Annotated in this window: 16 protein-coding genes; 1 reads left to right on the forward strand and 15 read right to left on the reverse strand. The window is 45.5% G+C overall.

The genetic code is table 11. The annotated features are described in order from the left end of the window. Positions 1-119: 119 nt before the first annotated feature. A complete protein-coding gene (locus AC4PM4_RS19595) occupies positions 120-1172 on the reverse strand; it encodes a leucine-rich repeat domain-containing protein (protein WP_090807311.1) in 1053 nt (350 codons plus the stop codon). A 105-nt stretch (positions 1173-1277) separates the two neighbouring features. On the opposite strand from AC4PM4_RS19595, the gene AC4PM4_RS19600 reads away from it, so the two are divergent. Beyond that, the gene (locus AC4PM4_RS19600; RefSeq protein ID WP_143021529.1) at positions 1278-1571 is read left to right on the forward strand and encodes a hypothetical protein; all 294 of its coding nucleotides are present in this window, start codon (positions 1278-1280) and stop codon (positions 1569-1571) included. 100 nt (positions 1572-1671) lie between these two features. On the opposite strand, the gene AC4PM4_RS19605 is transcribed toward AC4PM4_RS19600, so the two are convergent. From AC4PM4_RS19605 to AC4PM4_RS19670, 14 genes are all read right to left on the reverse strand, one after another. Further along, the gene (locus AC4PM4_RS19605; RefSeq protein WP_491614342.1) at positions 1672-2283 is read right to left on the reverse strand and encodes an SMI1/KNR4 family protein; all 612 of its coding nucleotides are present in this window, start codon (positions 2281-2283) and stop codon (positions 1672-1674) included. 16 nt (positions 2284-2299) lie between these two features. Continuing rightward, complete coding sequence (locus AC4PM4_RS19610) at positions 2300-2728, reverse strand: hypothetical protein (protein ID WP_491614344.1); 429 nt, start codon at positions 2726-2728, stop codon at positions 2300-2302. Positions 2729-2772: 44 nt separating this feature from the next. After that, positions 2773-4074: a hypothetical protein gene (locus AC4PM4_RS19615; RefSeq protein WP_491614345.1), complete on the reverse strand. Its 1302-nt coding sequence runs from the start codon at positions 4072-4074 to the stop codon at positions 2773-2775. Between the two features lie 3 nt (positions 4075-4077). Next, on the reverse strand, positions 4078-4830 hold the full coding sequence (locus AC4PM4_RS19620; RefSeq protein WP_491614347.1) for an SMI1/KNR4 family protein: 753 nt from the start codon (positions 4828-4830) through the stop codon (positions 4078-4080). Between the two features lie 70 nt (positions 4831-4900). Beyond that, positions 4901-5458 (reverse strand): hypothetical protein, encoded by a 558-nt coding sequence (locus tag AC4PM4_RS19625; protein WP_491614349.1) that lies wholly within the window; start codon positions 5456-5458, stop codon positions 4901-4903. Further along, complete coding sequence (locus tag AC4PM4_RS19630; protein WP_491614352.1) at positions 5458-5616, reverse strand: hypothetical protein; 159 nt, start codon at positions 5614-5616, stop codon at positions 5458-5460. The genes AC4PM4_RS19625 and AC4PM4_RS19630 overlap by 1 nt, the downstream gene beginning before the upstream one ends. A 285-nt stretch (positions 5617-5901) precedes the next feature. Continuing rightward, entirely contained in the window at positions 5902-6510 is a 609-nt protein-coding gene (locus tag AC4PM4_RS19635) for a hypothetical protein (protein WP_491614534.1), read from the reverse strand. Positions 6511-6697: 187 nt separating this feature from the next. Then, on the reverse strand, positions 6698-7429 hold the full coding sequence (locus AC4PM4_RS19640; protein ID WP_090807319.1) for a ZIP family metal transporter: 732 nt from the start codon (positions 7427-7429) through the stop codon (positions 6698-6700). Positions 7430-7534: 105 nt separating this feature from the next. Next, positions 7535-9484, reverse strand: a complete 1950-nt coding sequence (locus AC4PM4_RS19645) for an FtsX-like permease family protein (protein ID WP_491614354.1) — start codon at positions 9482-9484, stop codon at positions 7535-7537. After that, a complete protein-coding gene (locus AC4PM4_RS19650; protein WP_076289013.1) occupies positions 9459-10229 on the reverse strand; it encodes an ABC transporter ATP-binding protein in 771 nt (256 codons plus the stop codon). The genes AC4PM4_RS19645 and AC4PM4_RS19650 overlap by 26 nt, the downstream gene beginning before the upstream one ends. 171 nt (positions 10230-10400) lie before the next feature. Then, complete coding sequence (locus AC4PM4_RS19655; RefSeq protein WP_491614357.1) at positions 10401-11291, reverse strand: sensor histidine kinase; 891 nt, start codon at positions 11289-11291, stop codon at positions 10401-10403. 98 nt (positions 11292-11389) lie between these two features. After that, positions 11390-12103, reverse strand: a complete 714-nt coding sequence (locus AC4PM4_RS19660; RefSeq protein ID WP_491614359.1) for a response regulator transcription factor — start codon at positions 12101-12103, stop codon at positions 11390-11392. Positions 12104-12184: 81 nt separating this feature from the next. Continuing rightward, positions 12185-13288: a diacylglycerol kinase catalytic domain-containing protein gene (locus tag AC4PM4_RS19665; protein WP_491614361.1), complete on the reverse strand. Its 1104-nt coding sequence runs from the start codon at positions 13286-13288 to the stop codon at positions 12185-12187. Beyond that, a complete protein-coding gene (locus AC4PM4_RS19670) occupies positions 13285-14328 on the reverse strand; it encodes an SPFH domain-containing protein (protein WP_491614363.1) in 1044 nt (347 codons plus the stop codon). Before AC4PM4_RS19670 ends, AC4PM4_RS19665 begins: the two co-directional genes overlap by 4 nt. Positions 14329-14544 lie beyond the last annotated feature (216 nt).

The following is a 14544-nucleotide window of genomic DNA, read 5'->3' on the forward strand; positions in this document are numbered from 1 at the left end:
GGTGATAACCTATAACGCCAGCTTATGCTCTGGGCTTCTATGCGTGAGCCCATTTCTGAGGTAGGCAACATTTAACCAAAAGAACCTTGACTCAGGAAGCCTGATCAGGTTTCTTTTGGTTATTGGTTTTTTTTCATATCCCAAACCTCTTGCCAACTGGTACCGAACGGAATATTCATCAAGTCCACATACTCCAACCAGTTCATTCGTGTAACGATATCTGGTGTCCCCTCAATTAATGAATTCGTAACCAGCAATGCCCTGAGGTTTTTAAGTTTCTCCAGTTCGGAAGGAAATTCTCGTATACCGGAATAAACAATCTCCAGATATTTGAGATTACTCAGTTCACCGATCTCGGGAGGAATACACTTCAATCCCAGCTCCGATTGTGGCTTGGGCCTCCATCCAGGTACAGAAGCAAAAGGGCTGCCACAATATATTCTCAGCTCTCGAAGTTCTTTCAGTTTCCCGATATCTCCAGGAAAACACTCCAGGTCCAATGTCATGATCTCCAATCTCTCCAAAGAAGTTAGTTCAAAAAGAGCTGGAGGAAGCGTGTACAGATCCTGCTCAAAAATCGTCAGCTGTTTCAACTGTTTCAATTCCCTAATCCTTTTAGGAATCTCGGTTAGGCCATGTGAACTGATATTTAGAATGTCGGTCTCATGCTTGATCGCATCATCCAGCAGACATTGAACGTCCTGATGCCGCTGCAAATCGAAGAATAATCCCGTGATCCGCTCCATTAACTCACTTGCTTCTTCTTGTGTAATCCGCATACCATATATGTTCTCATGAGCAACACTAAAAAAATAATCACTTCCATCCTCTTTCAAAAAACAAAGATCATCCGGCAATGATGGATACAACCAGTCATGAAAACGGTTTGCTTCTTCTTTAAGTATCTGCCCTGATTCCGATGTGCAGCGATATATGTAATAAATCCCCTCTGAATACATGGCACCACTTTGCATCATCATTTCTTCCATCGTACAGCTTTCAATAAAGTAAGGCTTCAGTTTCCGCAATACTCTTGAAACCCCTGGTACTTCGTCGACATCGTACCTTCGTCTGTCCACCAGCAAAAAACGATCTGTTTTCTCAATCAACTCATCAATTAACTGTTCATAAGCAGAGCCTCTTGGATCAGTATGAAACGACACAGCTACCAAATCATATCCCCCTTCACCATACCACGTTCTATTAACCCCTCTGTGTCACTCCATTGCATCGCAGCATAGGCTAATATCATCAATCAAACACTGGAGGCATGCATCATGGCATACGGACCTGGTTCAGTTCCTATCCCGCCAACTGCGGGTTATCCTTACCCTTATTATCCACCGCCACCCTATCCATACCCCTACCCTTATCCATATCCCTATCCACCCATCGTACCGTTTCCTCTGCCCTTTCCCATCGGACATATCGGAGGCCCAGGATGGCATGGCGGTTACCCGGGAGGTCCGCACGGTCCATTCCCTGGAGGCGGCTATCCGGGCGGACCACATGGCGGAGGACCCGGGGGCCCTGGTGGACCTGGCGGAGGTTTCCACGGCCATCGTTTCTAATGGTAAAATAGCAATGCAGGAGCTGCTGTCGGCAGCTCCTGTCTTTGTTCAACTTTCTTTAAAATATCCAATGCCCTTCTGTTGAACAGCTTCTACCTGCTCAATACTCAATCTCATCCATAATCTTCAGATTACGGTTGGACACTTCCAGCAAGTCTGTAAATGTCTCAGACACATAATAAACAAAGTCCGGATCATGCACATACATAATCACTTGCCCGTAGGTTCCTTTCTCTGTCGGATCAAAATCAAGCATCAAATACAGCGAGCCTCCCGCCATCGTTGCAAAAGGAATCCACTCTTTATGGAATAAGTACGGCTTAATCTCCGGGTCTAGTTTGCTGATCTCTTCGTCAGAATAGTACTCGTCCAATTTCTCATCTACTTCACAGAAATATTGTTTGGTTTCCCGAATTTCCTTCAATGACATCAGATAAAACGGATTACATTCCTCTGCTTCCGCATCACCCGGATACAAGATATGAAATGCATAACCACTGCCGTCTTTACGCTTATAGAAGGAACGGAAATCCTCCGGTAGCCGGACGCCATGCTCCGTTTCAAATGCGGTTAGACTGTGCTCAGAAGCACCCTCCCGATGCTGGTATTCGTCGTATAACTGCCGAATTTCATCATCATGGATTTTTTCGTTCAGGAGCTCATTCAACGCATCAAACAAATCATTCCATTTTGCATTAGCCTCAGGTGTCATACACACCCCTCCCTTTTCAACTCTTTTCAACCCGTTCCCGCACATATTCCTGATATCCCCAGAACGCCTCTTCTTCCCCTCCGTCTTCGATCAGAACCATAACAGCGTAGGAAAACAGATCCAGCCACCGTTCCATCAATGCAATCTGTTCATTTGAGATCAATTGATTACTCTGCAACATTCCTTCAGGTTCGACGGCCCATGCACGTCCAAGGTGGGTAATTCCCCATAGTGAAGCCATAATTTCACGATCCAGCGTAGGTTGTTTTAGTTCAGGAGCCAAAACATGCAAGATTTCCATGAGTTCATGAAAATTTTCTTCATTCAGGTTACCGCGAAAGGGGCGCAAGCTACCAAGAAAACCGGTTTCCATTGTCGAATGATTCAGATCATCGCAGGCAAAGGCATGACATTTCAACAAAATCACTGCTTCTTCACGCTTCATTTCAACCCCCACTTTATCCAATCTTGATCTTCAATCATTGGTGTTCACCAACGTAAAGGTTCTTCTCCACGCCATAACACGTAGCGCTCAATTTCACGGAGGGTGCCTGTGCCTATACCATACTCATCCATCTGATCAGAGTGCAGATCTAGAATATGCAGCATGCCCCCGAACGTCCCCACTGCAAGCTTGGACTGGTCAGGCGAGATCGCCAAGGAATAGATGGTGCTGCCTACAAAATGTCTCCACACTTCCTGCCCATCACCATTCACACAATATAAATATCCGTATGCGTCACCAAGCACCATACCTGCATCCAATTCTACTGCAGCGTAAACACGGGCATTCTCATCCATTACAGGCCAATCTTCCTTACTCTCATTACCATCAATCGTTTCCAACTGAACTTGTATTGTAGCACCGTTATAAAAGTGACAGGCATTAAACCATACCTTCAAACTGTCTGCGGTGAAAACCGCATAATGAGGATAGCTGGATTCAGGATAAAGCGAATATGTCTTATTCTGTTGGCGATCCAGAACCATATGGTTACTGACCTGGCTACCGTAGGCAATCCAGCGACCGTCACGTGAGACTGCGGCATGACCCATATCAATCTGTGTATCTTCCAACTCATATTCTTCGATTTCTGCAGGATCCGGGTGCAGCAGGGATACCTGCTCTTGGTCTACCAGGTAGATTCCATAATTGGAGAAGATAAGAACAGATTTCCCATCATTGAATGGAATAAGTCCTTCAAGTGTGCGTTCCGGATGCTCACAGTCAGCAAGGGATTCAATACGTGGCAAAGCCATCTGAATACTGGATTGAATATCTTCCCAGCGATACACCGCAAGCTCTTTTCCTTCTAGTCGACGATCTGGTTGTCTGATGATACGAATACCTTCTGATCCGGCCAGCGCATAGTCTCCACCGTCTGGCGAACAACCTGCGAAGGTATACTGAGAGAATAGCAACCATCCATGTTGATCAGCCGTATATACACAGCCATTCTCCGTGAAGGTGCTTGTTGTGAATACTATTGTTTCTGTGTTCAGATAACCTACAGCCCGAACGGCCTGCATGGAAGATTGAAAATGTTCGTTCATTGGCCATGTTGCAGCAGGCAGTTCAAGCCGAAGCCGTTCCAAATCCCCTTGAAGATTGGCTTGCTTCACCATATTCCACACTTCAGTACTAATCGAGGCTCTGGCATCCTCCGCGAGCTCCGATTCATCCAGTTGCTCTCCTGCCATGCCTCTGCGTACAAATGCATTGACATCTTTTGCGTATCGTTTGCCTTCACTTCGCCACGTTTCTGCAATATTTTCTTTCAACCAATTCAATTGTTATTCCTCCACTCCGCCTCTATTGATGACTGTACAATGATTTGCCAGCAAAAATTGATCCAGATCGTGATCCCTTGCACCTTCCGTCCCGTGCATCTCTTCATAGAAAAGCGCAATTTCCCTGCCGTTCGCATAATTAAAACGTAAATATCCACCCATGGAGACCATAAAAAGCTTACATGTGTACTCATTTTCCATCACTGCATCCCACTTGAATTTACTCTTACACAAATCGGCCAGTTCTTTCATAGAGCCTTCACGCTCAACGTTAACCAAGTGGTAGAACGTGTGGTTTCGCAGCTCATTCCACGGTTCAAAAAACGCCGGGGTCAGCGGTTTATCCTGATGGTAATATCCGCAATAGATCCGGTCCAATGTCTCTCCAAAGTCAGCTTCTGAGCAAGTCCACAAGATAATATGCTCATCATGACGCGGGAGCCATAACAATCCCTTCACCTCTGGATGAATCGCCAGGAAATCACCATCCACCGAACTGCCGATACTGATGCACTCCTGAAGCTGATCCTGGGTAACCGGTGTATCCTCCGTATGCATCCAAAAATCATATTCAGCAAAAGGTTTCAATACCTCCTGGTCCGGCCGCTGCACATTCATCCAGCCCTTATACGTGCCTTCCCCGTATTGTTCCAGCCATTGGCGATATGACGCAGGTAACGAGGTAGAATGCTGTTCTTCAAAATGATCCAGTTCCTTAGCCGGTATGGGCTTCAACGCACGAGTTACTATATACATTCACGACATCTCCCTACGATCGTTTCGTTCAATTCACCAGTCATTCAACCGGTCAGAAAATTCAACTAGCCTAAGCCAGTTCTTCCTGCACAATTTCGGTTATTACGCCTTTGCGGTTTACAATGCTTATGGCAAATGCATCATAGCCGTCACGTTTCACCTGCTCAAAATCCATGCGCTCTCCCGTAATTAATTCGTAGGTTCCGTCTTCATCTACATCTTCCCCGAACTCATCATCCCACGGCACGTTGTAAAAGGCAGATAGTTGTACTTCAAATATATCTTCCCCTTCGACGTCCAGGTAGGGCCTTAGAGGCCTGTAATTCAGGTCTTCCTCCGGATATGTCTCACATTGCATCGCATCATAACCGTATTTGGCTGAATCGATGAGTAAGTAACGTTCCCCTGTTACGGTATGCTCTGCATATACAATGAGCGGTGTCGAATCATGCCAGGTTATCAGATCATCTTCGGTTAAGTCACCATAATAAAAAATATGGAACTTGTCATGTCCGTCGCTCGTCTGCAACTTGCCTTTCCATTCGACTTCATGAGTCTGAACATCCGAAATCTCCCGAACCAAACCTTCCAAATATGTAGGTCCTTTATGTACACCAAATAAATTCATCATCTCGCCTCCGCTTTATTCATTCGAATGGTTACGACTTTATGTTCTTCATCCACATCCAGCTTCACATCGATGTCCAACTTATCATAGAACAAAGCCGTAACGTTGATATAAGGATCACGAGCAGCTTTACTGCCTCCATTGCTAGAACGACTCATCCCCTGATGAATAATGGATTGTACCAGCTGTCCATCCTCTTTTCCAGTATTTTAATAAGTATAAATCACCTCTTTGTCCTTATTATAAAAATTCAACAACGTTGTAAAATCTTTAGCATTAATATATTGCTTTTCGGATTTTACATATTCATTCTCTGTGGATTGATATCTCACTGTACCCGCCAGATAGGGATTATCTTCAATGGATCGAACATCAAACTCCTGATAAGCGATGTGAAAAAGGTATTGAATATGATTCACATTTTTGACTCGCGTTCTGCTGGTTTATCCAGTCTTATGCTGAAGTTTGGTCAATGTGCGGACAACCAGCTCCCTGTTCTTGGCGTTCTTAATATAAGCGGGGATGGAATGTGAAGCCGTCTTCAAAGGTACATTTCCAGGTTTCACGCGCAAATCAGCCGAAATATATGAAATCAGATAGTTTAAATGCTCCCGATTAACAGCCCATACCACCTTACCTCTGATATAGTCCAGAAAGTACAATTCCATATCAAACACAGGATCTCGCCCATCCCGAATATCGGGATAATACCCTCGGTATGCTAGCTTTTTATGTAATTCGACATCATTAACGGTCCCGCAGTGCGGGCATTCAATATGTGATGCTTTGTGAGTTATCTTTTTCTCATCCGTCACTTCAACATTGAACCAGCGCTCACACCGAATGCAATTTTTCTTGGCATTGTACTGATATTCTGTCTCTTGAATTCCATGAGCATAACATTGCGAACATTTCCATGCTAGATGATCTTCTTCTATGATAATAAAGGCGTGCCCGCCGCATGGTTTACATTTCACATCGACCTGCTCTCCCCGGCGAAGAACAGCGTAGAAGCTGTATTTATAAGCCCCTTCATCCTCGAAACGTTTCATTTTCAATCCTGCCTTTCCCCTACATGATGACAATCGCTAAAAGCAATCACTCAACATTTCCCAGTTGTTCTACCTAAAATTATAAGTAACTCCATGGCTTAGCACAAGAAAACACAACGTAAAAAAGAGCACCTTACTCCAGATCATCATCTGAAAGGTACTCTTCTCCCCTATTAAATTGAATGAATCAAAGGTCAAGCAAAAGGGATACAAGCAATCCCATCGAAGCGATAAAACCTACTACCGGCCCACCTTCTTCGAACGCTTCCGGCATCATGGTGGAGCAGATCATTGCAATAATGCCTCCTCCGGCAAATGCCCCAATAGCCGCGGCCATCTCATCAGGAAGCTGCTCCAGAAATAAATATCCTCCCAATGCTGCAAGTGCAGAGATGATCAGTACACCCAGCCACAAGAGAATAATCTTGGAGCGGGAGTATTTATTGCGTTGAAGTCCAACCGTACTGGACAGACCCTCCGGAATATTACTCACAAAGATAGAAACAACCAACACAACACTGACACCGTTCCCGGCGAGTAGACTGGCCCCCAGCATGATCGATTCGGGAATGGCATCCATGACCGTACCTGCAAAAATACCAAGTCCGCTCTGGCTGGAATCTCCGTTCCCGGTGTTTTCCGAACGCTTGCGCCCTGCTCCCCCTTTACTGGAAATGAGCAAATCGAATAGCGTGTACACTACGGCCCCTGAGGTAAATCCAATCGCCGTCGGCACAATTCCACCATCATTGAGCGCATCCCCAATTAATTCAAATGCAGCTGCACCAATCAGGGTACCTGTACCAAAAGCCATGATCCAGCCAATAACTCGTTTCGGAATTTTCAGAAACAGCGCAGCAAGTGCTCCTATGACAACAGCCGAGGCGGAGATGCCGCCCCACATGAATGCAGTCCACATCCGGGATGACCCCTCTCATGTTCATATATGATCTATCACTCCATTAACCGGAGCATAGAGAACAAAAACAGGGGAGATGACCAGATTAATATAAAACCGCTAACTTTAAACCATCATTTTGCGTAGTGAAGATATATATCTTGAACGAATGACGAAGAAATAGAAGGTCTGTGCCAGCAGAAATGCACCAAATACGGTTAATACCGGAACAGTATAATTCGTAATACCGAATTCAGTCAGAAACGGCTTAACAACAACGAGCGTTTCAACAATTGAGATCAGGATTGGGAAGAAAAAGAGAACCGCGATCTGAATTGTGGATGATCGTTTCATCTCCTGAAAACTGAGACCCATTTTAGACAAGGAATGCACCATTTTCCCATCTGCCTCCAGATCCGTGTGCAGCCTGAAATAGAGAAAGCTCGCTGAGGAGATCGAGAAGATCAGTCCAATGAATATCCCCAAAAAGGTGAAGAGTGCCGTTGTCTGTCTGAATTCTTCGAAGTCAGCATATCGCGTCGTGAAAAAGCCCGAAAAATCTTTATCATTAGAGTTATTCCTCATGATTTCATCCATGCCCGCCAGCCGATCGCTTACCATCACTTCAGATGATTGCCTATCGGGCACCGATCCCCCCCATGAAGGGATATGATAAAGATATTTACCGGACACAGCATCTTTGTCCAATTGTCCGGCAAGAGCCTTAAACTCTTCATCACTTACAATAACTAGGGCTGATGTATACAGAAGCCCGTTGAATTCCGGTTCATTTCCAGTGTATTTAATATCGAGTGTAACAGGCCCTGAATTCATATCCAGCGTTAACTGATCGCCCTTGGCATAGGAACGAAATCTTTCTTCATGTCGAGGCTTCTCCACATTGCGTGAATCAATGAATATACTGGAATGAGCTGAGAGCTTATAGGTCGGTTTGTTCTGGATTGTGTTGAACTGGTTGAAATCACTTAGAGACATCACACTGATGCCGCTATCATCTGTACTTGTCCAAAAATATTCCAGATAAGCGTTCTGATATTGAAGACCCGCAGCGTCAAGAACCTCATTGACGGGTGCCATGTTAGGTTCTTCCGATGCACTGTACACGTTATAACGAATCGGAAAATGATTGTCTCTAAATACTTGTCGATTCTGTTGATCCAGCGACAAAATGACCACTGCACTCATGGAAGCAATCGCAATAACCACCGTCACCATAAACAGCATGCGTGCATTATCTTTTATTTTGTAACTCATCTCGGAAATCCATAGCAAGCGTGTACCATGCCACACCCGTTTGCGGTTACGTTTCAACAGACGAATGGCCAGCACGGAAAGCTGCGAGTAGAAAAAATACGTACCTGCAATGCCTGTCACAGCAGCGATCAGAATACTCTCACTCGACAAACTGCCGTATAGCGCAATGAATCCCGTAGCGAGAAACGCAAGCCCAAGAATAGAGAATACCCATGATGCTTTAGGTTCCTTTTTGGGTTTGCTCGTGCCCGTTAGCAGCTCCAATGCGCGCTTATTTCCGATAAAGATCAGTGTGAACAGGGAAATGCAAAAGAACAGTACTAAAAAAGCAATCACTGTAATCAACATGGCCTTTACCGGGAAATAAAAAGGCAGGTCTTCCATACCGATAAATCGGGTGGTTAACATCAGGAACAGCTTGGATAATAACATGCCTCCACCTATTCCAGCCACAATGGACAGACATCCGATAAACATATTTTCCAGAATGACCAGTCTTCGAATCTGTCCTGGTTCCGCGCCCAAGATGGTTAAAATACCGAATTCCTTGTTCCGTGATTTCAGAAATGCACTAATGGAATACATAACAAAGAAGATCGCGAAAACGTATACGATGACGGAGGCAACCTGCATTCCCGCTGCTGTAGTCTTACCAATCGGCAATTTCTCAACAAACGGATGATAGATAAACATCGCATACGCGAAGAATATCATGACCATGAATGCACTACTTAGGAAAAAGGCGATGTACGCTCGCCCGTTTCGGCGAATGTTGTTAAAGGCGAACTGAGGAAAGCTCATGCGAATTCCCTCCCCAGAAGGATAATGTATCAATAATCCGTTGAAAGAACGTCTGTCGGTTATCGCCACGATGCACTTCGGCTGCGAGCTTGCCATCCTTGATAAATACAATCCGATGGCAGTAACTTGCGGCAAGTGGATCATGCGTGACCAGCATAATGGTTGTTTTCTCTTGCTGGTTGATCTGTTCAAGCGATTCCATTACCGCTTGAGATGAGGTGGAGTCCAATGCACCAGTCGGCTCATCGGCCAGTACAATGGATGGCATATTAATCATGGCCCTGGCAATGGCTGTACGCTGCCGCTGTCCACCCGAGATTTCATAAATGCGTTTATCCAGAATATGATCAATTCCAAGGTGAGTGGTAATCCGATTGAGTCTGCTCTCCATCTCCTTCAGCTTGACTTTGTCCAGCGTCAAGGGGAGTACTATATTTTCAGCAACGGTCAAGGTATCGAGCAGATTAAAATCCTGAAATACAAACCCGAGTTCCCTGCGTCGGAACATGGCAAGTTCTTTCTTTTTCATATCAAACGGATTCATGCCATTAATCAGCACCTTGCCTGAACTTGGTTCATCAATGGTCGAGACCATATTGAGCAACGTCGTTTTTCCACTGCCCGATGGTCCCATAATCCCTACAAATTCACCCTGCTTGATGGTCAGATGAATATCACTAAGGGCTTGAGTCTGCACTTTGCCCTGATACACTTTGTTTAGTGCCGAAACTTGTAACATTTCCATGGTGTTTCCCCTCCAACTAAACTATGCTTTCTTTTCATATCCTTATCCTAAACGACCTCCTACAACCCTGCTATCGATTTACCTTAAACTTTCCTTACACAGCGTTTAAGGTTATGTTCCCTCTTCTTCCTATTCCATAAAAAAAGCACTTCGCCCATAGGCAAAGCACTTCTATTTTCGATTCATCCAGCTGAATCGGACCAATGTTCCTTCATCCGGTTTGGAGAACAATTCAATCTGGTTACCCAAACGTGCACTGATCTCACGGACCAGATATAGTCCCATCCCTGTAGATTCATGATACTGTCTTCCCCGCTCTCCGGTGAAGTAAGGATTAAACACACGTTGAATATCTTCAGCCGATATGCCGATACCCTGATCCTGAATATCTAATACGATTCGTTCTTCCTTCATATAGGCAGTAATCATGACTTTTTTACCTGCTTTGCTATCTGAGTAATTGACGGCATTGGTCAAAATCTGGGTTAACATGAACCGCAACCATTTGGAGTCACTATAAACTAGAAGTTCGTTGTCCATTTGGATATCCGGCGTAATTCCTCTGCGAATAAACAAACGTCGATTCTCAGCTATGCTGCTTCGAACCACCTCGGGTAGAGACAAAAGCTCTACGCGAAAATCCCCTTCGAACTGTTCCAGACGTGAAGAATGAAGTACCATTTCCAACCCTTTGCGCATTTTATCCAGCTCATCCTGTATACTGCCTGCAGTTTTATCATCATCCACATCTTCCAGGGTCAACTGAATAATGGACAAGGGTGTCTTCATCTGATGGACCCAACGATTCATGAATACAACCTGCTGCTCACTATGCATGCGCAATTGCCCCATCTCATGCTGACGGTTACGCTCCAGTTCATGCATCAATTCCTGTAAACAATTAGCCACAGGGGCATTACCAAGTGATTGGAAAGGCTCCTGTGCCAGCCGTTGTGGCTGCTGGAGCACACGGTAATATGGATGGAGCTGGAAATAACGCACGGTCAGATACACGATCAATACCACTGTACTCAGAAACATGCCATAAAGAACAATCCTCATGGGGCGTTCCTCACCTGAGAGCCAATATACACATGGGACAAGCAGCATTTGTAGCAAATAAAATCCGATGAGGGGTAGCTGATCTCTTAAGAACAGTTTCATTGTCGGTCCTCTTGGACAGGTGACTCCAAATCAAGCAATCGGTAGCCCGCTCCGCGAACGGTTTCCAAAACCTCTTCTGCCCCCAGATCCTTCAGCTTGCGGCGAACACGTGTAATGTACACATTCAACGTATTATCATCAATAAAATGCTGATCTTCCCACATCAGTTCGAGCAAACGTTCCCGGCCCACCACCCGACCGGCCTTGGCCATCAGCGCTTCGACCAATATGGATTCCTTCTGAGTCAGCTCTGCGGAAAGACCATCGAACTCCAGTACATATCTTTCGGGGTACAGTAGCATAGAGCCATTTTTCACTTTCATTTCTGGTTGAACAGCTGCATACATCCCATATGCTCTACGCAGGTGACTACGAACTTTAGCAAGTACGACCTCGTATTGAAAAGGCTTCGTAATATAATCATCCGCCCCATGTTCCAGCGCCATAACCTGATCCATGCCACTGTCACGAGCCGAAATAAATAGAATGGGACATATGGAATGCGAACGAATCTGTCTACACCAGTAGTAGCCATCAAATTGAGGCAGATTTACATCCATTAATACCAAATCCGGACCGATCTGCATGAATTCATCCAGAACATGACGGAAATCTGCCACAATCTGCACTTGAAAACCATTTCGGATCAGATATTCACCCAGCAATCCTGCGAGCTTGGCATCATCTTCAACCAGCAATATCGATTGCATCGTCAACCTTCTTTCCGTTCCCTGACATATCTTCTACATCTAGTTTACCATTCTAGTCAAAAACGGATTGGAAATAAAGGATTAGACCACCAAACGTCCACGTTTCTCTGCCAAGCCAATAGTCGCTTCCACTCCGGAATTAAATTCAAGAAAGTCCTGTTCTACCCCGTCACTGAAAATAACGCCGTCCTCCGGCATCTGGGAGACAATCTGCAAAGGCTGTTTCGGATGAATCTGTCCAAAAACCAGATTGGCTGCAGTCGTCCGGCTGGGGAAGGGTTCACGTACTGTAAAATACAGATAAGGCGCATCCCAGCCAAAGTGATTCATGTCGCTCATGCTCCCCTGTGCAGATGCTGTCGCAGCGATATGTGCTTCTGAATAACCCTTCCCTCTAGGGTCCGAGTTTGAATGAGAGCTTCTGCTGTCTCTATCGGGAATAAACGCTTCACCCGATTGGATGTGCTGCCATGCTTCCGAGCCCACGACTCCAGCAGCACCTGCCAGCACACTTTTGAACCAGCCCGTCGATCCCATTCCCGTGGATACAATCACTCCGCTGGAGGATTGTTGTTCTACCGATGAACCCATGCGAACTTCATAACGAGCAGATACATGCGTCTTTCGGCCAATGAACAGATCGTTGACGCCATAGAGATATTGCCCATCATTCAGCTCCACTTTGGCCAGAGTCACTTCTTTCAGAGAGCGACGTTTACGAATAACATCGGGAATAATGAAGCTCAGATCCTCTACCGTAAATGGCAGCAATACCCCATCCCAACGCATGGGGTCAGGATTAACACCAATAAGCGGCTGCTCGGTTACATACTTGAGTGTATTGGCAACAAGACCGTCCTGTCCAATCACTACCACAATGTCCTGTGCTCCAAAAATAAAGTTGGGCACATGTTCCCGATCAATGGTCTGAACCCGGCCCAGTTGGCTGAGCTGCTGCTGGGCTTGCTGCACGGAATGATGATAACGTCTGTCCTCCTCCAGGTAATCACTGAAGTCTGCTCCCAAGCGTTCGATATAGAACTGGGCTTGTTGGACCGTATTATAGCGGACCACCAATTCTTCCAGCCTCGTTCTGCGTTTGACCAGAATCAACTTGTATTCGGTCATCGGTTCTCCCCCAGTAATGTGTGCGGCTACAGTCTGGCTTGCCTTCCCAAGTCTCATCGTGCCCGACCTCCCTGCTGCTCTCTTGTCGGTGGATTCATCAATCCTTGCAGCAGATCCGGCGAAATGTTAAGCTGTCCAATTTTCCCGGCATTCTCAGCCAGCTCCTGGAATGCAAGGGCAATCAGTTTATCCGAGTTCATACCCATGTTAGCCATCGCCTGTAGCACGCTAGGCTCCACCTGTTGTAACGAGTTCATCACGGCAGCAATTTCATAGGCTTTGGCATCAGCTTCGGCATTCTGATTGGCAATCGTCAATTCAATAAGCTGTTGTTTCCGTTCCTCCATCGCCGTATTGAATTGGAGCTGTTCCTGTTCCATCTCATTTTGTTTCTGTTTCACCGAACGCTCTGCATGTAATTGTGTTTCTCGAATCTGCTGTTTCTTCGTCTCAACGGCAATTTCCGTGTTTAGTTCGTTCTCCTTCACTTTCCGCTCCTGTTCAATGGATGCGTTGCGACGTACATACAGCGCTTCGTCGGCCTGGCGTAAAATCTCTTCCCGCGCTTGTGCTTCCAGTGCACGCATCGTCTCTTTATTGGGCAAAATGGCCAGAATGGACAGACTCATCAGCTCTACGCCCAATTTCTCCAGTTCCTCACTCTGCACCACTTCCCGTTTCATGCTGCTGGCCAGCCGTTCGCTCGATTGAATGGCTTCCTTCAGGGGCATTTGCTCCAGATGTTTTTTGGTCAGCACTTTGGCGGTCGTAATCACACGTTGATCCAACTTGCCAGGATCGTCGGAAATATATCTGTTTTTGCGCAAATTGTACGTGTAGTTCAAGCTTTGGGTGATCTTCATATAATCAACGATACGATAGCTCAGTTGACCCTGAACCGTAACGGTTTGATAATCAGCTGTTATTTCTTCGAACATAAAGGGCACATCCACCGAAGATACAGGCAGAACCACCACCGACGTCGTCGGCTCATAATAGTAGAAGGACAAACCCACTCCTTGAAGCTGCACCTGCCCATTTTTCACTTTCATTACGTACTCACTGGGTTGAAACTTCACGAATCGGAATCCAAACATCGCTCATTCCCCATTTCTTAATATTGTCGTTTTGATATTATCGAAATGATAGCAAACGAATTCGATATTGTCAATATGACATTAACATTTTTTTTGCTTTTATATCAAAAAAAGACCTACCTTAGGCAGAAGCCTTAAAGCAGGTCGATTTTCTATAATTATAGTCAGTAATGACAACTCATTGTGGGTTAAGTTATGCGAGGCGCTAGCCTAACA

Source organism: Paenibacillus sp. MDV22-iso6, from assembly GCF_058408365.1.

Bases quoted from the DNA above. Each gene is read 5' to 3' on its own strand.
- AC4PM4_RS19665 (WP_491614361.1), bottom strand. From the start codon at position 13,288: ATGAGACTTGGGAAGGCAAGCCAGACTGTAGCCGCACACATTACTGGG.
- AC4PM4_RS19645 (WP_491614354.1), bottom strand. From the start codon at position 9,484: ATGAGCTTTCCTCAGTTCGCCTTTAACAACATTCGCCGAAACGGGCGA.
- AC4PM4_RS19660 (WP_491614359.1), bottom strand. From the start codon at position 12,103: ATGCAATCGATATTGCTGGTTGAAGATGATGCCAAGCTCGCAGGATTG.
- AC4PM4_RS19635 (WP_491614534.1), bottom strand. From the start codon at position 6,510: ATGAAACGTTTCGAGGATGAAGGGGCTTATAAATACAGCTTCTACGCT.
- AC4PM4_RS19655 (WP_491614357.1), bottom strand. From the start codon at position 11,291: ATGAGGATTGTTCTTTATGGCATGTTTCTGAGTACAGTGGTATTGATC.
- AC4PM4_RS19640 (WP_090807319.1), bottom strand. From the start codon at position 7,429: ATGTGGACTGCATTCATGTGGGGCGGCATCTCCGCCTCGGCTGTTGTC.
- AC4PM4_RS19650 (WP_076289013.1), bottom strand. From the start codon at position 10,229: ATGGAAATGTTACAAGTTTCGGCACTAAACAAAGTGTATCAGGGCAAA.
- AC4PM4_RS19630 (WP_491614352.1), bottom strand. From the start codon at position 5,616: ATGAGTCGTTCTAGCAATGGAGGCAGTAAAGCTGCTCGTGATCCTTAT.
- AC4PM4_RS19620 (WP_491614347.1), bottom strand. From the start codon at position 4,830: ATGTATATAGTAACTCGTGCGTTGAAGCCCATACCGGCTAAGGAACTG.
- AC4PM4_RS19625 (WP_491614349.1), bottom strand. From the start codon at position 5,458: ATGAATTTATTTGGTGTACATAAAGGACCTACATATTTGGAAGGTTTG.
- AC4PM4_RS19670 (WP_491614363.1), bottom strand. From the start codon at position 14,328: ATGTTTGGATTCCGATTCGTGAAGTTTCAACCCAGTGAGTACGTAATG.
- AC4PM4_RS19610 (WP_491614344.1), bottom strand. From the start codon at position 2,728: ATGAAGCGTGAAGAAGCAGTGATTTTGTTGAAATGTCATGCCTTTGCC.
- AC4PM4_RS19600 (WP_143021529.1), top strand. From the start codon at position 1,278: ATGGCATACGGACCTGGTTCAGTTCCTATCCCGCCAACTGCGGGTTAT.
- AC4PM4_RS19605 (WP_491614342.1), bottom strand. From the start codon at position 2,283: ATGACACCTGAGGCTAATGCAAAATGGAATGATTTGTTTGATGCGTTG.